This window comes from Paenibacillus ihumii (assembly GCF_001403875.1).
GTDB classification, from domain to species: Bacteria; Bacillota; Bacilli; order Paenibacillales; family Paenibacillaceae; genus Fontibacillus; species Fontibacillus ihumii.
Genome location: NZ_LN884299.1, coordinates 434,315 through 457,194, shown reverse-complemented (window position 1 = coordinate 457,194; position 22,880 = coordinate 434,315). Strand labels below are relative to the sequence as shown.

The window sequence follows — 22,880 nt, the reverse complement described above, 5'->3', positions numbered from 1 at the left end:
GGAGGATCTAACTTATGTTTGAAGTCTGCGATCTTACAAAGGTCTACCCCGGCGGCAGGGGCATCCAGGGGCTTAACCTCACCGTACATCCCGGTGAGGTTGCAGCCTTGCTGGGGCCGAATGGTGCCGGGAAGACGACAGCGCTGCAGGCGATGGCCGGCTGGGTCACAGCCGGCCGCGGGGAAGCGCGCTGGAACGGCGTCTTCGTCGCGGAGCGGCCTGATCTGACGAAGCTGCACATGGGCCTGATGATTGGCGAGCCGGCCCCTTACGGCTATTTTACAGGAAGCGGTTATCTGAAGCTGTACTCCAAGCTGTATCCGGGTATCGACGAAGCGCGGATCCAAGAGACGCTGGAACTCGTAGGCATGTCCAGGCACCACAAGATCAAGATCAAGAAGTATTCCACCGGCATGAAGCAGCGGATCGAGCTTGCCAGCGCGCTGCTCCACCGGCCGAAGCTCCTGATGCTGGATGAGCCGTTCTCCGGCATGGACATCGAGGGACGCCGGGAGATGACGGCCATGCTGGGAGGCCTTGTGGCCGAGACGGGTATGAGCGTGGTCATCTCTTCTCATCAGGTACACGAAATCGAAGATTGGATTACGCATGCTTGCATTATTTATGAGGGAAAACACGTCGATACGGCAAGCGTTGCACAGATTCGAGAGTCGTTCGCCAGCGTTGAGGACTACTATTTGTACTGTACAGCCAAGGAAAGGGGCGGAGCCGCATGATGGCACCCATTCTTTATCTCACTGGAGAAGAGCTGCGCAAGCTGTTCCGCGGAGGCAAGCTGAAAGTACTGTTGACGCTCTCCTTCCTTATCGGTGTGATCTTCGTCTTGATCGGCGAACGCGTCGGACTGAGCGGGAACCTGCCGGTGACCGCACTGCAGCTGCTGCTTGCAGTCGTTCTGCCCTTGTTCATGGCTTCGCTTGGCAGCGACCTCATGGCGGGCGAATTTAAGGATAGCACCATCAAGAATACGCTGAAGCTTCCGGTCAGCCGGGAGGCCCTTTTTATAGGAAAAACACTTGCAGGGTGGACGGCGGGCGCCTTGATTGTCCTAAGTGTGTTTGTCCCCACGTTTATCGGAAACATCATGCTCAAGGGCATGTCTGCCCTGTCCTTGTTTGGGGTGACTATGGCTGAGGTCGGCGGCGCGATCCTCTTCTGCGGCTTGTTAGTGGTGCTGGCTAACAGTGTGTCCTTGTGGACGGGGAGCGGCGGAGTCGGAATGGTCGTCGGCATGGTGCTGTGGATGACAATGGGCGTCGTTGGATTTTTCCAGCCGCAGTTGAACCGGTTCTTCCTAACGGACTTCGCGGATTGGCTGCATCCGCTCCTGTATAGAGGCGATTTCGGCGCGTCTGTAACGGCATTGCTATTTATGACAGCTTACTATATTATGGGCATTATTACGGGCTTGCTAGCCTTTCAAAAGAAAGAAGTCTAACTCATGTCCATTCGGCTTAAGCTTATTTTAACGTATATTATCGGCATCATCCTGACTGCAGTAATCGTTACTGCGACAGGGATCGGTGTCGTCTCGGCTGTCTTTTCCTATTTCGCGAACAGTTTCGTAAAGGAACAGACTGCAGAGGACGCGCTCCATCGAGGCATCGATCTGTTCGTAGACCTGCGTTATGCGGAGCGGTATATGCCAGAAGAGCTGGCGTCCCCCTCGTTCGCTGAACAAATTGGAGATCGGCTGGAGCCGTTCGGGGGCTTCGTTGTTGTTCAGCAAGGAGATCAATGGGCAAGCTACGGTAAATTGAGAGAAGGGGAAGCGTTCCTGGCGCAGATGCAGAAGAACATTTCAACTTCTGGGAAGCATGCGGACGAGGCGTTTGCGATGAGTGAGTGGGAGGGCCGTGATTTGCTCTCCGTGCGCTACGATTTTCCTGGAATGGACGATCCCTTATCGTATTATCTCATCGCCGATGTGACGGAGACGGGGACCAAGGACAACCAGTTCCACATCCTCGTATTTCTAGTCATTGCGGTTATATTCGGTATCATTCTAATCCCCTTGATCTGGATCACGACGAAGGATATCGTAAGGCCGCTGCGGCAGCTCGAGCAGGGCTCCCGCCGTATCGCGGAAGGGGATCTGAACTTCAGTCTGCACTCGGAGGTTCGTAACGAGGTGGGCAGCGTCATTCGCTCGTACGAGAAGATGCGCAGTGAGCTGCAGCGGGCGATCGGCGCCCAGTTGGCGATGGAAGAGAGCCGCAAACAGCTGATTTCGAATATTTCGCATGATCTGAAGACGCCGCTGACCTCAATTAAGGGATATGTGGAGGGAATTCGGGAGGGCGTAGCGAATGATCCGGAGAAGCAGAGAAAGTATATCGACGTCATTCATTCGAAGACGCTCGACATGGACCGAATGATTGACGACCTGTTCCTGTACTCCAAGCTGGATCAGGAGCAGGAGAGGTTCGACTTCGAAGCGGTGCCGCTCCAGGATTTCTATCGGCAAACGATAAATGAGCTGTGCATGGAGTACGAGAGCGCCGGCGTTCATTTGACGGGCGATTACGAGGCGGGGACGGGCGCTGTTGCGACGATGGATGCCCAGAAGATCAAGCGCGTCATCCTCAACATTGTCGGCAATTCAGTGAAATTTATGGATAAACAGAATCCAACGATCCACGTTCATTTCGGCCAGCAAGCGGGGGAATGGGTTATTTCGGTAACGGACAACGGACCCGGGATGAATCCAAGCGAGCTGGAGCAAATCTTTGACCGTTTCTACCGCGGGGATGTAAACCGGAATCAGAACGTGGCCGGAACGGGATTGGGCCTGGCGATCGCGAAGCAGATTGTCCGGCACCATGGTGGTATGATTTATGCAAAAAGCGAGCCGGGGCGGTTTATGACTGTGATGTTTACCATCCCGATGGTTCAGAATAGAACGTGACTGGAGTGTGTGAGATGTCGAAGCGGAAGGTGTTAATCGTCGAGGATGACCAAGCGATCGCGGAATTGGAGCGGGACTACCTCGAAGTGCATGGTTATGAGGTTACCCTTCGGGCAGACGGCAACGAGGCGCTCAAGGAAGCGCTGGAGCAAGAATACGACTTGATCATTCTGGACGTCATGCTGCCTGGTATGGACGGCTTTGATCTGTTGCGGCGGATCCGGGAAACGAAGTTTATTCCGGTACTGATGGTCTCCGCCCGCAAGGAGGATATCGACAAGATCAGGGGATTGGGGTTAGGCGCGGATGATTACGTGACCAAGCCGTTCAGCCCGTCGGAGCTTGTTGCGCGGGTGCGGGCACATCTCGAACGGTATGACCGTTTGACGGGGGTTGCGGTTGGCGCCGGTGCTCTGCCGATCCGGAAGCCGCGCGAGCTGAACATCCACGGACTTGTAATTCAGGTCGATGCCAGGCGGGTGACGCTGCATGGGAAGGAAGTCTCGCTCACGGCAAAAGAATTTGATCTGCTGCTCTTCCTCGCGGAGAACCCGGATCGGGTATACTCCAAGGATGCGCTGCTGGATAAGGTTTGGGGGATCGAGAACTTCGGCGATTCCGCCACGGTCACAGTCCATGTCGGAAAGATTCGTGACAAGATCCAGAAGGATCCGTCGCAGCACCAGTTTATCGAGACGGTATGGGGCGCGGGATACCGGTTTAAGGTTTAATGTGGTGGAAGGTAAAGACGTTTTCAAGAGACGGTTAGGATAAGGGATAGAAAGATGAGGTCCAGTTGGCTTTTTTTGAAGCTAATGAGGACCTTTTTATTATTCAAAACTATGCGGCCCGTTCTTCCAGAAGCAAAATCTTTCTTAATTGGTCCTGATGCTCCACCGGCTGGAATCGGTGCAAGCTGCGATGAGCGTATCACCATAGTCACTCCTCAGTTAAGAGGTTATTCTGCGAATCTCTCTTCTGAAAAAATATTCATTTTTGAAAATAGTTCCTCGTGATCGATAGGCACGTTGCTATCAATCCACCAAGTGACCACACCAAGCACGGCTCCGATGTAGGCCTCTATTTTGATATGCATGTCGACGGAAATTTCATCCATCGCGTTATGCTGGGACAAGTATTCCCTGATGCCCCTCCCCATTTCTTTTCGCAACAGACTCCTCAAGGAATCCCTCTCTTCCGCTAGAAGAATGGAAAACAATTTCTTATGTTTCTTGGCTAAAGAGAATAATTCCCTGAAATTTTCGGATGGAGAAAAGGAGGCATCAACAAAGCCCTTAAATTCTTCCTCCGCAATTTGTTTCATCGCACGTGAAAGCAAATCGAATTTATCCTGAAAATGCGTGTAGAACGTAGTTCGATGTACCATCGCCAGATCACAGATCTGCTTCACTGTGATATTCTCAAACGGGTGTTTGTCCATTAACTCTAACAGAGCAGTGTATAAAAGCTTACGCGTTCTTTTAACTCGAAGGTCTTCGGTTGTTTTATGGTCCATGACAGATTCCTCTCCCTGTATCGTTTCTCGACATATCCCTGATTTTATCGGTTGTGGTAGTTAATTATACATTATACTATTTATTCTACAAATACACTTTAAATGTATATGTGTATAATTAAGGAGTGGATATTAATGGCCAATTTAAGTACAGAATGTCAGCTCACTGATTTTGAACAGCAATTGCTGGACCGGGCTGCCGAGTTAGTTCCCTATCTGCAGAAGTTCGGTACGAGGATTGATGAAGAACGGCATATTCCTGAAGAAGTGATTCAAAAAATTTCAGATGCAGGACTGTTTAAGCTGGGCACACCGAAAGAGTACGGGGGTCATGAGGTTGGTATCCGCGCCATGGTCGAGATTGTATCCGAGGTGGCCAAGGGGAATGGTTCTGTTGGCTGGGTCGTTCAAATCATCAACGGAAATAACTATAATGCAGCACTATCCTTACCTCCGGGCGTATTAGATTCGATCTATAACCCGGTAGAGGAGATCCGCTTTTGTTCTGTCTTGCTGGCACAAAAAGCGGTTGTGAAGAAAGTAGACGGAGGATATTTGGTAGAGGAAGGCTTGTGGAGGTTCGGTTCAGGTTCAAAGCATGCCACCCATGCCTTGTTGAACTTGAAGGACGTAAAGTCCATGCAAGAAAGCAAAGCTGTAGAGATGATGCTGGCCGTTGTGCCGATGAGTGAAGTGACGATTGTTGACGATTGGTATACGATGAGTTTAAAAGGATCCGCAAGCAATAGTCTGGAAATCAAAAATGTGTTCATCCCCGACAAATATGTCGTTACCCATCAGGAAGATTCGTTGCCTGCCCAGTTGCAGGGGCGTGACAGATACAGACCTTACGGACAGCTAATCATTATCATCACGACAGGAATAAGCGCGATCCTCGGACTCGCCAGGGGGGCTGTCGAATATTTTGTTGAACGAGCACCTCACAAGGGAATTGCAATGACGGTTCATACTTCTCAAGCGGCAGCGGGTCATATTCAATATAAAGTAGGACTTGCGGCGATGAAGGTCGAATCCGCGCATCTTCATATCAGTCGAACGATTGACCAATTGGAGCGTCACGTGCAAAACACAGAACCGTTTAGTTTAAAGGAAATGGCACAGCTGCAGACAGATATGACCTATGCAGCCATGCTGTGCTGGGAAGCCGTAGATCTGCTAATGGCAGAGAGCGGAGGGAGTGTGATTGCCGACTCGAATCGCTTGTCTCAGATCTTCCGGGATATTCGAGGCGGTTCCAATCATGCGCTGACTACCGCATCGACGGGACTAGAGCTATATGGCAGAGTATTGATGGGCTTGCCTCCACAGCATCTCATGACATTAGGTGCCGCATCTGTTTTAAATGGGGCAAGGGGGAGGGTCACATGACTCTTTCACCCTCTCTCCGTAAGCTTGTACTCGCTATACATGTAATTACTACCATGGGATGGCTCGGCTCTGCAGCCGCTTATATCCCCCTAGCCGCCTATCTCCTAAACAATCAAGATGCCGATACAATACGATCTGCTATTCAAATGATGTCCATGGTTGTTAATTTTATTGTGGTCCCTGTGGCTTTTGCCTCGCTGCTCACCGGAGTTGCGTTATCCCTTGGCACCAGGTGGGGATTGTTCCGTCATTATTGGATCTCTTTTAAGCTTTTGTTTACTGTAATAGCCGTGTTTATGTTGGTCGCATACTTAGTAGAGCTGAACCATGCAGCTTCCATAGCATCAAAAAGTACATTATCGAGCACCGACCTAAGTATTTTGAAGGATTCGATTCACATCGTACACCCAAGTGGAGGACTGTTGATCGTGCTTGTGGCAACAGTCTTGTCGGTATACAAACCAAAAGGTATAACTAGGTATGGATGGCGTAAGCAGCAGGAAATCAAAAGCAGCACCGAGCTTTATACAACACCAATCTGGATAAGAATAGTTGGGTCCGCAGTTATCGTTTTGCTTCTGCTAATCGTGGCTTTAATCCTTTTCAATTAGTGAATCTATTAGGTAAGCGGTAAAAAACCGTATGTCTATTGAAACCCCTGCTTTTATGCTAATGACCGGTGATCTGCAAAGCTCGTTGGAACAAGTTGATCATTTGCCGGGAATAGATAATTTAACGAAGCTTTTGAACGATAAGGGACGTTTGACCTTAGAAATGAATGATGACGTTCCCTTTTTTGCGTTCGGTCTCTACATGGATGATTGAGGAGAACTTCAGTCAGGCCCAAGAGGAATTCGCTGCCTTTATCGCTTCTTCGCCTGAAGAACGCGTCAAGACACTTCTAATAATGAAACGCCCTTCGCTGATCGACCGGGTACCCAACATCAACTGGCTAGTTATCTCGGCATTACGCTGGAGTCACTAAGCAGAATTAAGAAGAGAATCTACAAGGATCACCGCTGATCCGATAACCCTATGCTTGGAATATTGATGAAAACACCCCCTAAGTTCAAGTATTGACTACATTGTAACTAGGGGGATGGTTTCGTGCATTGACTTAAGTCAAGTTTCATTGTTGGTCTGGAGTAGGAGAGAAATTGCCGAGTGCTTTGGAAAGGTCTAACATAACCCCTCTGAGTGAGGCAGCTCTGCGCATGGCGCATGCTCAAAGTGAAACCAAACATACCAGGGGAGGACTAGAGATATAAATTTGGAAATAAGGCGAGCTGTTATACCAGAAGAGGAAGCAGATTCAAGGGTGTTGGTTTTTTGCCCCCCACTCACATAGACCTTCCAAAATAGGCAGCAGTGTTTTCGCTTTCTCTGTGAGACGGTACTCGACTTTTGGGGGAATTTGGGGATACTCTTTCCGCTCGACCATACCATCTCTCTCTAATTCTTTGAGTTGTGAGCTCAGTATTTTATAAGTAATAGCCCCAATCTGTCTCTTCAGATCATTAAAACGAACCGGTTCGTTTTCTGCCAAGAGGTAAACAATCACCATTTTCCATTTTCCTCCAATGACTGATAATGTATATCCGAACGGAGTATCCTGAATCCTTTCAACTTTACCTTTGTATTCCGCCATTCCCATGCTTACACTATCCTTTCTGATAGTACCTATCCATAAAGTGCGTACTACTTTTTTAGTTGTCTCCATTTTATACTAATCGTACTTTGAGCTAAAGGAGTGTACAAAATAATGGTGACTAAAAACTTATAATCACGGTGTTGCATGGGAAGAAGGCAGCGGTATTTCCCAAGGTTATTCCGTCAACGGCACGATCTACATTTCCGGGCAATTCTCCCACAATATGCAGAGCACATTGGTTGGCGCGGGAGATATCGAGGCGCAGACTAGGCAGACGCTAGAGAATCTTGACCGCGTACTGGCGGGATTTGGCGCCAAGAAGTCTAACCTCGCTTATGTTGAAATCTATTTGACCAATGTGAAAGCTCATTTTGAGCCGTGCATCCAGCTGTTTAAACAATATATGGGGCAGCATCGGCCCGCCGGCAGTCTTATTGGCGTCACATCGCTAGCGTTCCCTGAGCAGCTGATTGAAATGAGTGCCATCGCCCATATGGACTGATGATAATGAGGCCGAAACATACAGGCATGCTGCCTCAGGAATGATAAGAGAGGTCTTCATATGTTGTAGGAAAAGCTCGAACCGCAACGATTATCGCACTAACTGCTTATACCGCACTTACATTATTATTCCTGTATTTCGGCTTTGACCGGATCCATAGCATCCACACGGGGCGGATAGGTACCATCTGATTCCGGACGGTATTTCGCTATCTTTACCAACGGGTAACGTGACCTGGTTTTGGTTCTATAACTTTGCGAATTTTGCGGCGGGATCATCGAGAACAATATCAATACGAATTTTCCGTCAAAATGATTCTGTTCGAAAATTCATACTGAGTCATTGCTTTTTTTGCAATTTGAGCAAATGTATATGAAATTTCATATAGAAATCATAAAATTAGACGTTTGAAGGATAATTTGTATGATTTTTTGATTATATTATACAGAAAATCGATTGAATTAACGTAGTAAGGGATCGAATCCGTTCATCGTGAAGGGAATAAATGAGTGGTACGGTGGTTTGTGGAGAAAAGAATGGCTACTTCAACATGAGAGGTCTTCTAAATAAGGGACATAGGCTGATCGAGCAATATAATTACATTAATCCTTGATGTAACTTTAAGTTTATATTATGATCCAAAATATGGAGATGGGTGAAAGGGGACTCGCTGGCTAATGTGGACATCCTTGTAATGGTTTGATTGAATCCGATCGCGTGAATCCGGTAATGGCAAGGCCATTGCTCCGGTTCATCATGCCGATCTTCAACCATTTCAAGGAACGCGAGCAACCGTTCGAATTACCTGCTGCGCGGATACTTGAGGTATCCGGTTTTTTGTTTAAGCGGCGGGATGAATCCATCTCCAAGGGCGCTCTCGTCTCCTCTTAACGGGAGGTATATCGAAAATGACCAAATTACAAAATAAAATTGCCATCGTCACGGGGGCGAGCCGCCCGGGCGGAATTGGGGCTGCGATTTGCCGGGCATTGGCTAACGATGGTGCGAGCCTGTTCTTTACACATCTGTATGACTACGACAAAAATTTTTATCCAAATGATGCTGATGAGCATTGGCCCGATTCTTTCGCAGGAGAACTGCGGCAATTAGGTGTTCAAGCTGCACACATGAAATTGGATCTTGCCGTACCGGGTTCCGCGTCTCATTTGTTGGAGGAGGTCCGGAAAAGGATGGGTCTTCCTACGATCCTCGTCAATAATGCGACGTATAGCGCTGATGCTGATTTTCGCCAATTAACCGAATCTATTATCGACGCGCACTGTGCTGTAAACATGAGGGGGACCTTCATGTTATCCGCCGAATTCGCCCGCATGCTCGAGGCCGAGAACAACGCTCGTTCCTCGAATCGTACACTTGGCGGCCGAATCATTAATCTCACATCTGGCCAAGGGAAGGGCCCGATGCCTGGTAATCTAGCCTATGCGGCGACCAAAGGGGCCATCTCCGTGTTTACCGAATCACTGGCCGCAGAGCTGGCACCGCTTCACATTACGGTTAACGCGGTCGATCCTGGTCCTACTGATTCCGGTTGGATGTCCGAAGAGGTGAAGAATGCACTGCTGCCGCAATTTCCGATGGGCCGGATTGGTCTTCCGGAGGATGCGGCCCGGCTGATCGCTTTTCTGGTCAGTGAAGATGCCCAATGGATTACCGGACAAATCATTCATTCCAGAGGCGGTTTCTAAGGGAAGCTTCCTAACGGTTAACTAGTATTCATAAAAAGCGAACCGAATAAAGGGCCATCCACGACGGATGGCCCTAAAACTTGATATCTGTTCAATTCTCAAGTGAAGCGTTGACTCCGTGTTGACTTTGGACAATAAAAAATACATCGCAAGAACGTCCAGGCCCTATGGCGATGTATTCAAAGTTGAGTTACTTTGAGTTAAATTTGTTCCCCTTCATTTTCTAACATCACGATAAGTCCAATGGCCTCCCCACTTTATCGCTTTGTACAAAGCTAGCGTGCTGTCCTTTCCTCCGCTATAAGAAACTAATGTCTACAAGCGCCTGTTTTCCAATTTGAACCCTCGGCCATTCCTCTCGTTCTCCTTCAAAACTTGTTTAATTTGCATGCCTTTTTCTTAAGTTAGTATATATCTTTTAACAGCAATTCTAATATATACTTTGCTGTAATTAAAGGAAGAGAACATAAGCTGGATAAAAAACAGCAGCAGAAAGGAAGTCATTATGGAATTCACGATTTCTCAAGAGATTCTAAAAAATGTAACCGCTTCAAACAGCAGCGCATCCATGTCAGGCGCATTATTTTACCGGGAAGAGGAAGCTTTTAGCGGTGTGAATAAGATTGCCCGCAAGGTGATGCACGATGTGGAGCTGGTATTTGGTTATGCACCGCAAGCCGCCGCAGACAGAAGCCAGCTTGGGAAGAATGCTATTCTGTACGGAACTGTGAGTCACAGTCCCATGCTGCTCGAGCTGGAAGAGAAGCAGCTGATTGATTTGTCAGAAATCCGGGGAAAGAGGGAAGTGTTTTTATTCCAGGTCATTGATCGCCCCTTTGAAGGTGTTGAAAAAGCCCTGGTCATCGCAGGCAGCGATAAACGCGGTACGATCTACGGTCTGTTTCATCTGTCGGAGCGGCTTGGGGTTTCTCCGTTGGTGGACTGGGCAAATGTGAAGCCGCAGCGCAGAGCTTCCTTCAATTTAGCTGCGGATTTGAAGTATATCTCTAAGGAGCCCTCTGTTCGTTTTCGCGGCTTTTTTATCAATGATGAATGGCCGGCGTTTGGCAATTGGACCATGAAAAATTTCGGCGGGTTTAATGCGGAAATGTATGAGCATGTGTTTGAACTGCTGCTCAGATTGAAGGGGAATTATCTCTGGCCTGCGATGTGGTCGGCCCGTTTCTATGATGACGGCCCAGGCTTAGCTAATGCGGAATTGGCTGATGAATATGGCGTCGTTATGGGGGCGTCCCATCACGAGCCTTGCTTGCGTTATGGGGAGGAATATAAATATCTCCGGGGAAAGAATTCGCCTTATGGGGATGCTTGGAATTTCATCACGAACCGGGAAGGCATTACGAAGTTCTGGGAAGACGGTCTGAAGCGGAGCGGCAAATATGAGAGCGTGATTACGGTCGGGATGCGGGGCGAGGCGGATACGGCCATCATGGGTAAAGAAGCTACGCTGGCGGACAATATCCAGCTGCTGCGGGAGGTATTGCAGACCCAGAACCGGCTGATTCAGGAACAGGTTCATCCCAACCTCTCCGAAGTCCCAAGAATGCTAGCTTTGTATAAAGAAGTGGAGCCGTTCTTCTATGGAGATGAGAGCACGCCGGGATTAATCGGCTCCGAGGAGCTGAAGGACGTCATCCTAATGCTCTGCGATGATAATCACGGCAATCTTCGGACGTTGCCGACGGAAGAGATGCGCAGCCACAGGGGCGGTTATGGGATGTATTATCATTTTGATTACCATGGCGGGCCGATCTCTTATGAATGGATTAACAGCTCTTACCTCCCGAAAATATGGGAGCAAATGACGATGGCGTATGACTTTGGGGTCCGCGATCTTTGGATCGTTAATGTGGGCGATATTGCTACGCAGGAATTCCCGTTATCTTATTTTCTGGATCTGGCCTATGACTTTGAAACGTGGGGAACTCAGGCCATCAACAAGACGGACCTCTATACGAAGCAATGGATTCAGAGGCAGTTCGCCGGCGTGTTCCATGAGGAGGATCTGGACAAGATTTTTGAGCTGTTGAACGGTTATACCAAGATCGCTCACAAACGAAGACCGGAGCATATGAACTCCAATGTCTATCACCCGGTCAATTATAAGGAAACGGATGATTTGCTGCATCAAATCGATCACCTGCTGAAGCTGGCGAATGAACTGGTTGAGAAGGTGGATGAAGCGGATTTGCCGGTTTATTGTGCGCTAGTCTATTATCCGGCTGTCGGGAACCTCAATCTGCAGAAAATGTGGCTGCTCACCAGTAAGAATCATTACAAGGCCAAGCTCGGGGAAATGGAAGCCAACAAGCTTGCGGAGCAGATTCGAGAATGCATGAAGAAAGATCGGGAGCTTGTGGACCGGTTCCATACGATTGATCATGGCAGGTGGTACGGCATGGGGCTATCCGAGCATATCGGCTTTACGCAATGGAATGAGGACGAAGCTCAGAATCCGATTCTCATGCATGTTCTGCCGGCGAATAAACCTAGATTATTGGTCACTGTAGATGGAACGACGCAGCGCAGTGAAGGAAGCGCATGGCATATCAATAAATTAGTTTTGAATGACTTTCTGCAGCCGGATGTGGAGGAAGCTTCCTTTACGATTTCCAGTATTAGCGAACTGCCTGCAGAGTATAGGATCACCTGCAGTCATCCGTGGCTGACATGTTCAAGCCTGAGCGGGAGCCTGGACGGTAAAGAGAAAACTACGGAAGTCATTCATGTGAAAGTAGATCGCAGCGCGATGAAGGGCGAGACCGCAGGCCATATTGTTGTTGAAATGCCAGTAGGGACCTGTACAATAATGGTAAACGTGTCTAACCATAATTTTAATGAGCTGCCTAACATGACCTTCATAGAAACGAACGGGTACATTTCCATAGAAGCTGAACATTATGCTCTGAACAAGGAAGCCGTCAAGGAGAATGGGGAAGCTAGCAGATTTGAAGTGATTCACGGGTATGGCAAGACCTCATCCGCGGTGAAGGCCTTTCCGACCACAGAATACTTTACGGCCGGTGAAGACGCCCCTTATCTGGAATATCATTTCTGGGTACAGGAAGGCGGAGCGTATGAGATAGAGCTCTATATGCAGCCGTCTAATCCAGTGACAAATGAAGGGACATTATTGTGCGGGATCCAGGCCAACGAGGAAGAGATCAACGTAATCAATACACTTCCTGAGGGCTATCGGGTAGATGACGGGAATTGGGCTGCGGGCGTGCTTGATCACATTCGCAGGCACAGCACGGGAATCCGCTGCCGGGAAGGATTGAATACATTAAGGATTTTTGCCGTAAGTCCAGGGTTTGTATTGGAGAAACTGGTCATTTATCCAGCAGGTAAGAGACCTGCAGACAGCTATCTGGGACCTGCAGAAACCTACTATGTGGGTAGAGAAGGCAAGCTGTAGTTCCAACATAACTTTAGTTATTAAGGCGGTGAAACGATGAATTTGCAGGAAGCAGTATCGATATCGAAGCGGATTCGCGCCAATATCAGCCAAGTAATCGTAGGGAAGGAAGAAGTGATTGAACTGCTGCTGGCTTCCTTGTTCGGCAACGGACATGTGCTGCTGGAGGATGTGCCTGGGACGGGCAAAACGCTGATGGCCAAGGCTCTGGCCCGTTCACTGGACGGACAGTTTAAGAGAATCCAATTTACCCCTGATTTATTGCCCTCTGATCTGAGCGGAATCAATTTCTATAATCAGAAGACAAGCGAGTTCGAGTTCAGACCAGGCCCTGTATTCACTCAGGTATTGCTGGCCGATGAGATTAACCGTGCCACGCCGCGGACCCAGTCCAGTCTATTGGAATGCATGGAGGAACGGCAGGTAACGATAGACGGTGTGACCCATGAACTGGCCAGACCGTTCTTCGTTATGGCGACTCAGAATCCGATCGATAACCAGGGAACGTTCCCGCTCCCCGAAGCCCAGCTTGACCGCTTCCTGATGCGTATTGAGGTTGGGTATCCTTCGCTTGAGGAGGGCGTAGACATTCTGCAGCGGTTCCAGGTACAAAGCCCGCTGCAGGAGTTAGGCCCTGTAGCTGCTGGTGCGGAAGTTGCTGCTGCGCAGCGGTTTTTGGCCGGAATCAGCGTGTCCAGGGATTTGCTGGAGTACATCGTTCGTCTTACCGAGGCGACCCGGAGACATCCTGATGTGAGGCTGGGCGCTAGTCCACGGGCGAGCAGTGCTTTGTTGCGTGCCTCGCAGGGAATCGCTCTGCTCCAAGGGCGCGATTATGTAACGCCGGATGACATCAAGCGGGTTGCCGAGCCCGTACTGGCTCATCGTCTGCTGGTGCGCCGCGGACTCCGTTCGGATGATCAACAAGGAGATGCTGTAGTGCGTCAAGTGCTCAGCGAAGTGGAGGTTCCTGCGGAGGATGTACGGGCGGGAAGAGGGAAGTAGGTGGAGACATTGCAACTAACCTGGTTGATGATTAGCGCCTGCATTCTGATCGGAGGGCTGTCGCTCGTGTATCAGCGAGGGGCGATGAGAGGGCTGACTTATACCCGTTACTTCACAAAGGATGCGGTCTTCGAGGGGGAGACGGTCGAAATGGTGGAGGTGATCTCCAATGCAAAATGGCTGCCGCTCCCCTGGCTGCGCTTGGAGTCGAGCATCCAGACCGGGCTCCGGTTCGGTGACCAGGCTAACCTGGATATATACTCCGGTGATATTTATCAGAATCATATCAGTCTGTTCTATCTTCGTCCTTATCGCCGGATTAAGAGACATCATCAGGTGATGTGCGCGAGGCGCGGCCTCTTCCGCCTCGATTCGGCTACGCTGACGACAGGCGATCCGCTAGGGCTGATTTCCAGGGTGCAGAAATTTCCGCTTCATCTGGAGCTGCTGGTATATCCGCAGATCTTGGCTTTGCAGGAACTGCCGCTGCCGAATCATAGCTGGATTGGGGAGCTGGCGGTGCAGCGCTGGATTGTGGAGGACCCGTTCTTGACCTCGGGGATCCGCGAATACCGTCCCGGAGATGCGATGGGATCGATCAACTGGAAGGCAACTGCTCGCACGGGAACTATGCAGGTTCATAAGCGCGACTATACGGCCGATCATCGGTTAGTCATCTGTCTCAATCTGGAGGATAGCGATACGATGTGGCGCAATATTAATGATCCGGAGCGGATTGAGCTGGGGATCAGGTATGCGGCTACCGTCGCTGATCAGGCGCTGCGCAGCGGGATTGAGACGGGCTTCATCTGCAATGGACATCTGATCGATGGACCAAGACAATCTGTCCGCATCGGCCCCTCCGCCGCTGCGGACCAGTTGGAGCTCTTGCTGACGACATTGGCCAGACTGGTTCTCGACCGAACGGTCTCCATGCCGACCTTGCTCGAAGAGGTGCTGAGTGAGGAGCCTGTAGATACGGATTATTTACTTATAACCTGCCATCAGGGGGAGAAGCTGAGCAAGGCAGCCGATCAGCTGCTGCGGCGGGGGAACGGAATGGAATGGATGATTATTCCCGAAATCTAATCTGTGTTTTAATCAAGCTGCTAAGCCATGCTTTTGTAGGGCACTCACTAAAAGCCATAGGATGATGGCGATGGAGGGCATTTTTAATGGAAAATGGCAGTAACAATTACGTATTAAGAACATTGAAACTATGCTTGTCCTGCCTTGGCGAGTTAGTGGTGCTGATGCCGCTCTATCTTGCTGTTGTTATCCTGCTGAGCCCGCGGTTTTTGCCCTTAGGCTGGATGGTAATCCTGCCGTTTAACTCTTTTCTCGGTGCAGCTATTTACAATTATGTGAAGGTCTTGTGGAAAAAGCTTGGGATCGCCGTCCTGATTGGCATTGTGTACGCCGCTATTTTCACAGGAACCGGAGAAGGGGGGCTGTCCTCCTTGATCGGTCTTGGCGCGGCGCTGTTTGTGCTGCAAGGGATGACGGCTGCCTCGCGAGTAGGGGAAGCCAGGCTGTACTGGTTTGGGACTGCGCTATATTTTATCGCTGGAATTGCTTATTCAAGAGTGGCTCTGCTGCATGGAGAGCTTGGCCTGATAACCTGGCTGGGAGCGGCCTGCCTGGGGATCGCGCTGTTCGTGACAAATTATGAATACTTGCGCTATACAACGCTGGCTAATAAATCAGCAGCTCTGCTGCCGAGGGGCTTGCGCCGGCATAATACCGTTTTTATCGTCATTATTTTGGGGCTTATTGTTCTGTTTGCAGCGGGAGTCGGGCGTTGGATCGGCCATATGCTGCTGGAAATCATCAGATATATCGTCGCCTGGATCACGCGTTCATCCGGAGAACCGGAGGCGCTGCAACCGGAAGAACCTCAGGAGCCACCGATGATGTTTATTCCGGATGAAGTACAAGAGCCGGGCTTGTTATCGCAAATTCTGAATCTTCTTTTCTATGTTCTCAGCGGCGCTGTGGTTGCGGCCATAGCCGTATTCGCACTTTACTGGTTGTATAAAAATGCAGGAGGCATCTGGAAGCGCAGTATTGACCGCCTGTTGGCGCTGCTGCGCCGGCAGGACCGGGCCGGCGAAAGCGCGGGCTATCGTGACGAGGAGAGTTCGATTTTCTCCTGGGAGGAGAAGCGGCAGAAATGGGGCCAATGGAGGGGCGCTCTTGCCCGGTTCGGCAAGCGCCAGGAGCGATATGAGGATATGCGCAGCAATCAAGAGAGAGTACGCTTTTTGTATCGGCGTTTACTCTTAACCAGACTCCATGAAGGCAGCGAATGGAAGCCTGGGCTTACTCCGTTGGAAATAGCCCGGGATCTGCAGCTCCATGACGATAAGAAGAAGGGTCAGAGAGCGAAGCCTGGACAGGATACCCACGAATCTGCCATAGAGCCGTTAATCAAGCTGTATTACCGGGTTAGATACGGTGGAAAGGAGCCCGATGATGAAGAGGTAGCTGATCTAAGACGGAAGTTGAGTCAGAAGTAAAAGAGGTCTCTGCATGTTCAAAATTGGAGCGTTCGCGAAGCTGGGCGGCGTGACGATGAAGACATTGCCCGCCATTATGACGAACTCGGCTTACTAAAGCCTGCACGAGTGGATGAAGAATCGGGTATCGTTATTATACAACGGATCAGCTCTTGACCCTTTGCCGTATTACGGGGTTCAAGGAGCAGGGCCTGACCCTCGAGGGGATGCGGCCGCTGGTTTCTAAGAATTCAAAGCCTCCTCATTTTATGAGGAGGCTTTTGACGTGTGATTTCATTTAGCTTGGGATGAACAAGTAATCATAAATTCTAAATTTTCATCTTCCGCTAATCGTAAGACAAATGTCCTTTTATCATGGTTACTTTTTATCATGGTTACCATTGAAACCGCCTCCTCGATTATGGATGACTCTTTCTTCACGCATTAACGATGAAGGTCAACATCTACAGAAATATGAATTAAAATACATACTTGTGCAATTGCACAATTTTATTCATGAATCAATCAATAGATAAAAGCTAGCGATTTAAATATACTGAAAGCGTATTCAATAAAGCGCTTTAAAAGATAATTTAGAAAGGAGCTTCAAATACTTCTGATCGAGCGCATAGAACAACTATTTTTTATTCATAGTAAAACAACCAGATCATGTTAGGAGGATTTGAAGGGAATGGAAATCAGCTGGATTGGCGCATTAATAGGTCTTGCACTAGCGATCATTTTAATATTATTTAGGCTGATCCCCACTTACGCATTGATTTTAGGCGCTATTGTCGGTGGGTTTATCGGTGGCGCCAGCTTTGCAGATGTCATAAATATTTTGATTACCGGAACTCAAAGTGTTCAAGGTACAGTTATTCGTATTATCGCCGCAGGTGTTTTTGCAGGAGTAATGATGGAATCTGGGGCTGCGGAGACCATTGCTAAATTTATAGTTGATAAACTCGGCGGAACAAAAGCGATGCTATCGCTCGCATTAGCAACTATGATTATTACAGCGGTGGGTGTCTTCATTCCGGTTGCGGTATTGATTGTAGCGCCCATTGCACTGTCTGTTGGCAACAAAATGGGTTATTCCAAGGTTGCTCTGCTTGTGGCCTTGTCCGGTGGAGGTAAAGCGGGCAACATTATTTCACCAAACCCAAATACCATTGCCGCTGCAGGCGGGTTCAATCTCGACGTTAACCAGGTGATGATCGGCGGGCTTGTCCCAGCTATTTTCGGGTTAATTGTGGCAGTGGCCATCGCATCATTTATTAAGTATAAGGGAACGAAAGTAACCGATGCTGAAGCTGCAGAATTAGAAAAGGCCAGCTCCGCGAATCTTCCCCCTTTATCCAAAGCCTTGGTAACGCCGATTATCGCGGTTGTTCTCTTGATGATTAGCCCAGTCGGGTCGATGATCGGCATGGATTTCCTTGCTGAATTGAAAATAGATTCCTTATTTATTTTACCATTTGCCGGTATAGTGGGTTCGATTGCGCTTGGAAAGAGCAATAAAATAATGGAATACTGTACGTCAGGGCTAAATCGAATGACACCCACCATTTTAATCATTATTGGAGCGGGGGCCATTGGCGGACTAATTACAGCGTCAACTCTGCCTGCAGAAGTTGTTGCTCTCGTAAAATCCTCGGGTATTTCGGGAATGTATCTTGCGCCCATTGCAGGGGGGTTAATGGCAGCGGCAACGGCATCCACTTCAACAGGCGTTATTTTGGCTACGGGTTCATTTGCAGGTGCTATTTTAAATACGGGTGTATCGCCTCTATCGGCAGCAGTTATGACCCATACCGGAGCGACCGTTATAGACCATCTGCCGCATGGCACCTATTTCCACGTTACGCGGAACGCTATGAGCATGAGTATGAAAGATAGAATGAAGGTTGTTCTCTTCGAAAGTATTGTCGGCTTAACGATGACGATCGTCGCAATCATTCTGTATGGTTATATTTTATAAGAGAGAAAGGAATGGAACCTACAATGGCAAAAAAGTTTGTGCTGGCTCCTGATTCGTTTAAAGAAAGCATGACAGCAAAAGAAGTTTGCGAGGCGATGGAATTAGGGATCAAAAAAGCCATTCCTGACGCGGAATGTATACATGTGCCGATGGCTGATGGCGGGGAAGGTACCGTGCAGTCTTTGGTAGATGCTACAGGCGGTAAATTGATCCAAAAGGAAGTGACTGGCCCTCTGGGTACAAAGGTTGTTGCCCACTATGGTATTCTGGGGGACGGAAAAACAGGGGTTATTGAAATGGCATCGGCCAGCGGCATTCATCATGTACCTAAGGGAAGCAGAAATCCTCTGATTACAACGACCTACGGGACAGGTGAATTAATAAAGGATTGTATCGAGAGAGGCATAACCGATATCATTCTGGGCATAGGTGGAAGCGCTACGAATGACGCAGGTACGGGAATGGCTGCAGCGTTGGGGTATAAGTTCCTGAATAAGCAGGAGGAAGAGCTATTGCTTGGCGGGGGATATCTCAACGATCTGGCCAGGATTGATGTTACGGATGTGCTCCCCGAGCTAGAGCGTATAAATATTGTTGTGGCATCGGATGTCACCAATCCATTGTGTGGAGAGCGCGGGGCGTCGGTTGTTTTTGGCCCGCAGAAGGGCGCTACACCAGAAATGGTGCAAGTTTTGGATAAAAACTTAAGGCACTTCAGTGAAATCGTGAAACAGCAGCTTGGAATTGATATTGTAGACGTGCCAGGGGCAGGGGGAGCAGGCGGCCTTGGCGGGGGATTGCTGGCCTTCACCAAAGCAACCATGAAAAAAGGAATTGATATCGTAGTAGAAAAGACAAATTTAAAAGAAGCTCTGCAAAATGCCGATTACTGCTTCACAGGTGAGGGCGGCATCGATTTTCAAACGAAATTCGGTAAAGCGCCTTTCGGTGTTGCGCAAGCAGCCAAAAGTGTTAACAGTAACATCAAAGTCATCGCCGTGGCTGGACATGTAGGCCAGGATGTCGAGGCTTTGTACAATGAAGGATTTGATGCGATCTTTGGAATTGTGCCCGGCGCAGCGGATCTCGATTCTTTGCTGGCTAGAGGCAGAGAGAATATTGCTCGCACATCTGAAAGTATCGCTAGATTATTAAAATAAATAGACAGGGTGTCCCAAAACGGAATGGGGCACCCATCTTATTTAACCCGATGGATCAGCATAAAAATCAGTTCCACGAGTTCCATGATATGATGCGGATTTTTACCGGTCATTTTGTAAATCCGGTTTAATCTGTAGTTTAATGTATTTCTGTGAATGATAAGCTGACGGGCCGTTTCATTGGCATTGAGGTTGCAGCTGAGGTAGACTTGGAGCGTTTTGATCAGCTCATCATTGTTTTCGAGCAAATGGGTTAGTTGTTCTAATCTCCTGTTGTTTTTGTACAGCATCGACATATCGGCGATAAAGGCACATTGTGAATAGCATATCGTTTTCTCGTTTGTAATAACCCCCTTTAATACCTGTAAAGCGGATTTAGCCTGTCTCAAGCCTTCATGGATCGTGTCGTTCATTTCACTAAAGGAAATGAGAGCATCAGGATTTAGTTCTCGAATTTGGTTTTCAAGACTTTGCCGTTGATCTGCTTCTTGAAGAATCAGGCAAAGCAAATGATTAGACAATTTGAAGGCAGGAAGGTCGACCGCTGCATTCCCGGGAATTCCATGCGGAAACTCTACATAAGTGACAATGGATGGCTTCTTTAAATAAATACCGTAGGTCAATGCCTGTTCAATGAGTTCATTCGTATAAACGGTATCTGCATCTGCAACTAAACTGAAGAATTGTTGCTTTAAGTTATTTTTAGCGTTTTCTTTCTCGATGGCAATGCTTTGCTCGATTAATAAAATCACGGCTGATTTCACCAGATTTCCAAAAGGTCTTGTCTCTTCAATCTCACCGCTGATTCCTACAACTCCGACAATATAGCCATTTAATTCGATCGGCAGGTTAATGCCTTTTTTTACGAGTTTCTCATCTGTTGTGATTTCTACTATTTTTTTTTGTTTAATGGCCTCAACTGCACCATGATGCAGGGTGCCGATTCGTTCTTTATTTCCACTGCCGATAATCGTGCCTGCTTGATCCATAATATTAATATTGTAGGGGATATCCTTCATCATTTTGTCAACAATATTTTGGGCCTGATGATGTGTTAATTGATACATAGCGGTGACTCCTTTATCAACTGTTGTCTTATTCAAGCCAATATAAATCTTATCGTATATTATAGATGATGCTGATTTTAGACTGAAATTATGAATAGTTTGAGGAAGGCAGCAGTTGTTAAAGTGAATCGGAATGAATGTTACGATTTCCGGGCATGTTAGGGAAAAAGCATAAGAGGTGTCCATCGAAATGGCAAGAAGAAGAAGGAAATATGTCGTGCCAGGAGCGGAAGAAGGCATGCAGGCTTTTAAAGCAGAGGTGATGAGGCGCGAAGGATATACTGTGGACCCCAACCGGCCGGACGATGTCAAATATGAAGTAGCTGAGGAGTTGGGGGTTCCTTTAGAGCCCGGTGGAAATGGGGATCTGACGACGGAATCGGTCGGCCAGGTGGGAGGTAAAATCGGCGGCTCTATGGTCCGGGAAATGGTTCGGCTTGCGGAGCAGCAGCTAGCGAAAAAAAATCAGCGTTAAGGAATAACCTCGAATGGATACTGTAGGCTGGATAGCCGCAATTGGTCCCCGAAGCTTCGTTGAAAAGGTGATGTAATAAGATGGAAGGTTGGTGCAGCGAAGAGGGCCTGCACGCATCCTGTATTAGCACAAGCAGGCAGCCCGCCCCTGGCGTACAATGAACCATAACCAGTGAGCGAGGTGAAACTTCCATGGCACAATCCAAAGAGGTCTTCGGACGGGCCAAGCGTTTACAGGGTAGGCCGGTATGCATCACACTGCATAGTGGCAAAACCTACGTTGGCTACATTACCGACGTTACCAGCAGCGGCTTAACGCTGGCCAGCGCCGGCGCTCAGCCGAGCACCTCATCCAGTAAGCAAGGCACCCGGTCTAAGCAGCGCAGAGCCTCGGGCAATCGTTCCGGCAGCAAGCGAAGCGGTGCGCGCAAGCCTGCTGTGCGTTCCCGCACACGCAAGCCGGACGCCCAAATATCAGCTTTTCTGCCGATTTTAGGCTCGTTGTTCGGGGGACTAGGCGGCACCGGCGCTACTGCGGGAGCGCTCGGCGGTGCCCTGGGCAGCGGCATGAAGCTGTTCGGCATGATTCAGCGAGTTATCCCGGTCGTGAGGTTGGGATACGGCATGATTAAATCCATACGGCCATTTATCGGCGCCGTTCAAGGCTTGATGAAGCCATCTGGATCTGCCGCGACAGAAGGCGAGTTACCTTAACTGCAAAATGAGATGCGGCAATTTCGATTAACCGAGGTACTACTAAGGTAATAACAAAAACCAAGCCCTGATGATCAGGAACTTGGTTTTTTTATGCATTATCGAGTCTATCTGAAAGAATGTCTATTTTAAATTTTATATCGTTTCCTCTATTTTACAAATAGACTATAATCTTGGGTAACGATGGATGATCTTGGAGGACATGGCGACGAAAGGATGGCTGGAATAAGTTGCAAAATGCTGTGAAAATGGAGGGATAAGTGTAAGTTCGTGAATATACTCGCTATGAGCATATTGGCGAAGTTCGTAAAATTAGGAGTAATCAGTAGCAATGCAAGGCAAAAAAACATATTGAAAGGATGACATTTAATATGCCGAGACAAAAACTTGAGAAATTTAAATGTGAGTTAACAACGCGGGAATATTCGTTGGTCGGTCAGAGCATTACAGCTAATTTTCCCAGTGGATTTCCTGACGCCGCCCTGAAAGTACAGCTGGAGTTCGTTGAAAGAAGAAATGAAATTGTGAATGCTAAGGACAAGGAAGTATTGCTCTCGCCGTATATGTGTAATGACATCATTGCTACATATTTTGCTTGCCTGGAAGTCAGTGATCTGACGGATATTCCAGATGGCATGATAGGGTTCACTTTGCCTGCCCAAACCTACGCAAAGATTAATTGTACCAACAAATCGATTGGTGAGGCGTATGATAGGATTTTCAAATGGATGCATGAGAAAGGGTATGTACAGAAGTTTTTGGAGAACACGTGCCCCATAGAGATTTATTACTTTGAAGATAATGCGGAAGAAGAAGATGTAGAAATTCTAATACCGATTCGGGCATAAA

Annotated in this window: 23 protein-coding genes and 1 pseudogene; 21 read left to right on the top strand and 3 right to left on the bottom strand. The window is 48.4% G+C overall.

From position 1 onward, the window contains the following. Positions 1–14 precede the first annotated feature (14 nt). Genes BN2762_RS09840 through BN2762_RS09825 form a run of 4 tightly spaced genes read left to right on the top strand, consistent with a single transcriptional unit; the run spans position 15 to position 3,660 of the window. Complete coding sequence (locus tag BN2762_RS09840) at positions 15–737, top strand: ABC transporter ATP-binding protein (protein WP_055106836.1); 723 nt, start codon at positions 15–17, stop codon at positions 735–737. Then, positions 734–1,459, top strand: coding sequence for an ABC transporter permease subunit (locus tag BN2762_RS09835; RefSeq protein ID WP_055106835.1), 726 nt, complete (start codon positions 734–736; stop codon positions 1,457–1,459). The genes BN2762_RS09840 and BN2762_RS09835 overlap by 4 nt, the downstream gene beginning before the upstream one ends. A 3-nt stretch (positions 1,460–1,462) precedes the next feature. Continuing rightward, positions 1,463–2,929, top strand: a complete 1,467-nt coding sequence (locus BN2762_RS09830; protein ID WP_055106834.1) for a sensor histidine kinase — start codon at positions 1,463–1,465, stop codon at positions 2,927–2,929. Between the two features lie 14 nt (positions 2,930–2,943). Next, positions 2,944–3,660 (top strand): response regulator transcription factor, encoded by a 717-nt coding sequence (locus BN2762_RS09825; RefSeq protein WP_055106833.1) that lies wholly within the window; start codon positions 2,944–2,946, stop codon positions 3,658–3,660. 227 nt (positions 3,661–3,887) lie between these two features. Here BN2762_RS09825 and BN2762_RS09815 read toward each other — a convergent pair whose 3' ends face one another. After that, positions 3,888–4,445, bottom strand: a complete 558-nt coding sequence (locus tag BN2762_RS09815; RefSeq protein WP_055106831.1) for a TetR/AcrR family transcriptional regulator — start codon at positions 4,443–4,445, stop codon at positions 3,888–3,890. A 135-nt stretch (positions 4,446–4,580) separates the two neighbouring features. On the opposite strand from BN2762_RS09815, the gene BN2762_RS09810 reads away from it, so the two are divergent. The 4 genes and pseudogenes from BN2762_RS09810 to BN2762_RS27610 form a co-directional block, all read left to right on the top strand. Beyond that, entirely contained in the window at positions 4,581–5,834 is a 1,254-nt protein-coding gene (locus BN2762_RS09810) for an acyl-CoA dehydrogenase family protein (RefSeq protein WP_055106830.1), read from the top strand. After that, positions 5,831–6,445 (top strand): hypothetical protein, encoded by a 615-nt coding sequence (locus BN2762_RS09805; RefSeq protein ID WP_055106829.1) that lies wholly within the window; start codon positions 5,831–5,833, stop codon positions 6,443–6,445. Before BN2762_RS09810 ends, BN2762_RS09805 begins: the two co-directional genes overlap by 4 nt. 31 nt (positions 6,446–6,476) lie before the next feature. Continuing rightward, positions 6,477–6,659, top strand: a complete 183-nt coding sequence (locus tag BN2762_RS26855) for a hypothetical protein (protein ID WP_055106828.1) — start codon at positions 6,477–6,479, stop codon at positions 6,657–6,659. Continuing rightward, positions 6,649–6,857 (top strand): annotated as a pseudogene (locus BN2762_RS27610) (Crp/Fnr family transcriptional regulator); the annotation flags it as partial. The gene BN2762_RS26855 and the pseudogene BN2762_RS27610, both read left to right, overlap by 11 nt. 289 nt (positions 6,858–7,146) lie before the next feature. Here BN2762_RS27610 and BN2762_RS09795 read toward each other — a convergent pair. Beyond that, positions 7,147–7,488, bottom strand: a complete 342-nt coding sequence (locus BN2762_RS09795) for a winged helix-turn-helix transcriptional regulator (RefSeq protein ID WP_055106827.1) — start codon at positions 7,486–7,488, stop codon at positions 7,147–7,149. 160 nt (positions 7,489–7,648) lie between these two features. Between BN2762_RS09795 and BN2762_RS09790 the strand changes: the two genes are divergently transcribed. The 10 genes from BN2762_RS09790 (at position 7,649) to BN2762_RS09750 (ending at position 19,776) form a co-directional block, all read left to right on the top strand. Beyond that, a complete protein-coding gene (locus tag BN2762_RS09790) occupies positions 7,649–7,987 on the top strand; it encodes a RidA family protein (RefSeq protein ID WP_055106826.1) in 339 nt (112 codons plus the stop codon). A gap of 699 nt (positions 7,988–8,686) precedes the next feature. Then, positions 8,687–8,878: a hypothetical protein gene (locus BN2762_RS09785; protein ID WP_055106825.1), complete on the top strand. Its 192-nt coding sequence runs from the start codon at positions 8,687–8,689 to the stop codon at positions 8,876–8,878. Between the two features lie 17 nt (positions 8,879–8,895). Further along, a complete protein-coding gene (locus tag BN2762_RS09780; RefSeq protein WP_055106824.1) occupies positions 8,896–9,693 on the top strand; it encodes an SDR family oxidoreductase in 798 nt (265 codons plus the stop codon). Positions 9,694–10,198: 505 nt separating this feature from the next. Continuing rightward, the gene (locus BN2762_RS09775; RefSeq protein WP_055106823.1) at positions 10,199–13,132 is read left to right on the top strand and encodes a glycosyl hydrolase 115 family protein; all 2,934 of its coding nucleotides are present in this window, start codon (positions 10,199–10,201) and stop codon (positions 13,130–13,132) included. Between the two features lie 36 nt (positions 13,133–13,168). After that, complete coding sequence (locus BN2762_RS09770) at positions 13,169–14,137, top strand: AAA family ATPase (protein ID WP_055106822.1); 969 nt, start codon at positions 13,169–13,171, stop codon at positions 14,135–14,137. Next, entirely contained in the window at positions 14,138–15,226 is a 1,089-nt protein-coding gene (locus BN2762_RS09765; protein WP_230202471.1) for a DUF58 domain-containing protein, read from the top strand. It begins immediately after the preceding gene. An 86-nt stretch (positions 15,227–15,312) separates the two neighbouring features. Further along, a complete protein-coding gene (locus tag BN2762_RS09760) occupies positions 15,313–16,656 on the top strand; it encodes a DUF4129 domain-containing protein (protein ID WP_055106821.1) in 1,344 nt (447 codons plus the stop codon). A 152-nt stretch (positions 16,657–16,808) separates the two neighbouring features. Next, the gene (locus BN2762_RS28335; RefSeq protein WP_222861054.1) at positions 16,809–16,937 is read left to right on the top strand and encodes a hypothetical protein; all 129 of its coding nucleotides are present in this window, start codon (positions 16,809–16,811) and stop codon (positions 16,935–16,937) included. Between the two features lie 389 nt (positions 16,938–17,326). After that, positions 17,327–18,616 carry a GntP family permease gene (locus BN2762_RS09755; RefSeq protein ID WP_055106820.1) on the top strand — a complete coding sequence of 430 codons (1,290 nt, stop codon included), beginning with the start codon at positions 17,327–17,329 and terminating at the stop codon, positions 18,614–18,616. 11 nt (positions 18,617–18,627) lie between these two features. Continuing rightward, positions 18,628–19,776 (top strand): glycerate kinase family protein, encoded by a 1,149-nt coding sequence (locus BN2762_RS09750; RefSeq protein WP_230202470.1) that lies wholly within the window; start codon positions 18,628–18,630, stop codon positions 19,774–19,776. A 38-nt stretch (positions 19,777–19,814) separates the two neighbouring features. On the opposite strand, the gene BN2762_RS09745 is transcribed toward BN2762_RS09750, so the two are convergent. Beyond that, positions 19,815–20,843, bottom strand: coding sequence for a sugar diacid recognition domain-containing protein (locus tag BN2762_RS09745; RefSeq protein WP_055106819.1), 1,029 nt, complete (start codon positions 20,841–20,843; stop codon positions 19,815–19,817). Between the two features lie 190 nt (positions 20,844–21,033). Here BN2762_RS09745 and BN2762_RS09740 point away from each other — a divergent pair, with 190 nt between their 5' ends. From BN2762_RS09740 to BN2762_RS09730, 3 genes are all read left to right on the top strand, one after another. Continuing rightward, positions 21,034–21,318: an alpha/beta-type small acid-soluble spore protein gene (locus BN2762_RS09740; RefSeq protein WP_055106818.1), complete on the top strand. Its 285-nt coding sequence runs from the start codon at positions 21,034–21,036 to the stop codon at positions 21,316–21,318. A 191-nt stretch (positions 21,319–21,509) separates the two neighbouring features. Beyond that, complete coding sequence (locus BN2762_RS09735) at positions 21,510–22,031, top strand: hypothetical protein (protein ID WP_055106817.1); 522 nt, start codon at positions 21,510–21,512, stop codon at positions 22,029–22,031. A 371-nt stretch (positions 22,032–22,402) separates the two neighbouring features. Then, positions 22,403–22,879: a GyrI-like domain-containing protein gene (locus BN2762_RS09730; RefSeq protein WP_055106816.1), complete on the top strand. Its 477-nt coding sequence runs from the start codon at positions 22,403–22,405 to the stop codon at positions 22,877–22,879. Position 22,880 lies beyond the last annotated feature (1 nt).

Coding starts and splice junctions, on each gene's coding strand:
- BN2762_RS09770 (WP_055106822.1), top strand. CDS start 13,169: ATGAATTTGCAGGAAGCAGTATCGATATCGAAGCGGATTCGCGCCAAT.
- BN2762_RS09795 (WP_055106827.1), bottom strand. CDS start 7,488: ATGGGAATGGCGGAATACAAAGGTAAAGTTGAAAGGATTCAGGATACT.
- BN2762_RS09805 (WP_055106829.1), top strand. CDS start 5,831: ATGACTCTTTCACCCTCTCTCCGTAAGCTTGTACTCGCTATACATGTA.
- BN2762_RS09735 (WP_055106817.1), top strand. CDS start 21,510: ATGGCACAATCCAAAGAGGTCTTCGGACGGGCCAAGCGTTTACAGGGT.
- BN2762_RS09760 (WP_055106821.1), top strand. CDS start 15,313: ATGGAAAATGGCAGTAACAATTACGTATTAAGAACATTGAAACTATGC.
- BN2762_RS09835 (WP_055106835.1), top strand. CDS start 734: ATGATGGCACCCATTCTTTATCTCACTGGAGAAGAGCTGCGCAAGCTG.
- BN2762_RS09775 (WP_055106823.1), top strand. CDS start 10,199: ATGGAATTCACGATTTCTCAAGAGATTCTAAAAAATGTAACCGCTTCA.
- BN2762_RS09740 (WP_055106818.1), top strand. CDS start 21,034: ATGGCAAGAAGAAGAAGGAAATATGTCGTGCCAGGAGCGGAAGAAGGC.
- BN2762_RS09780 (WP_055106824.1), top strand. CDS start 8,896: ATGACCAAATTACAAAATAAAATTGCCATCGTCACGGGGGCGAGCCGC.
- BN2762_RS09745 (WP_055106819.1), bottom strand. CDS start 20,843: ATGTATCAATTAACACATCATCAGGCCCAAAATATTGTTGACAAAATG.
- BN2762_RS09755 (WP_055106820.1), top strand. CDS start 17,327: ATGGAAATCAGCTGGATTGGCGCATTAATAGGTCTTGCACTAGCGATC.
- BN2762_RS09750 (WP_230202470.1), top strand. CDS start 18,628: ATGGAACCTACAATGGCAAAAAAGTTTGTGCTGGCTCCTGATTCGTTT.
- BN2762_RS09840 (WP_055106836.1), top strand. CDS start 15: ATGTTTGAAGTCTGCGATCTTACAAAGGTCTACCCCGGCGGCAGGGGC.
- BN2762_RS09815 (WP_055106831.1), bottom strand. CDS start 4,445: ATGGACCATAAAACAACCGAAGACCTTCGAGTTAAAAGAACGCGTAAG.
- BN2762_RS09730 (WP_055106816.1), top strand. CDS start 22,403: ATGCCGAGACAAAAACTTGAGAAATTTAAATGTGAGTTAACAACGCGG.
- BN2762_RS26855 (WP_055106828.1), top strand. CDS start 6,477: ATGTCTATTGAAACCCCTGCTTTTATGCTAATGACCGGTGATCTGCAA.
- BN2762_RS09810 (WP_055106830.1), top strand. CDS start 4,581: ATGGCCAATTTAAGTACAGAATGTCAGCTCACTGATTTTGAACAGCAA.
- BN2762_RS09825 (WP_055106833.1), top strand. CDS start 2,944: ATGTCGAAGCGGAAGGTGTTAATCGTCGAGGATGACCAAGCGATCGCG.
- BN2762_RS09830 (WP_055106834.1), top strand. CDS start 1,463: ATGTCCATTCGGCTTAAGCTTATTTTAACGTATATTATCGGCATCATC.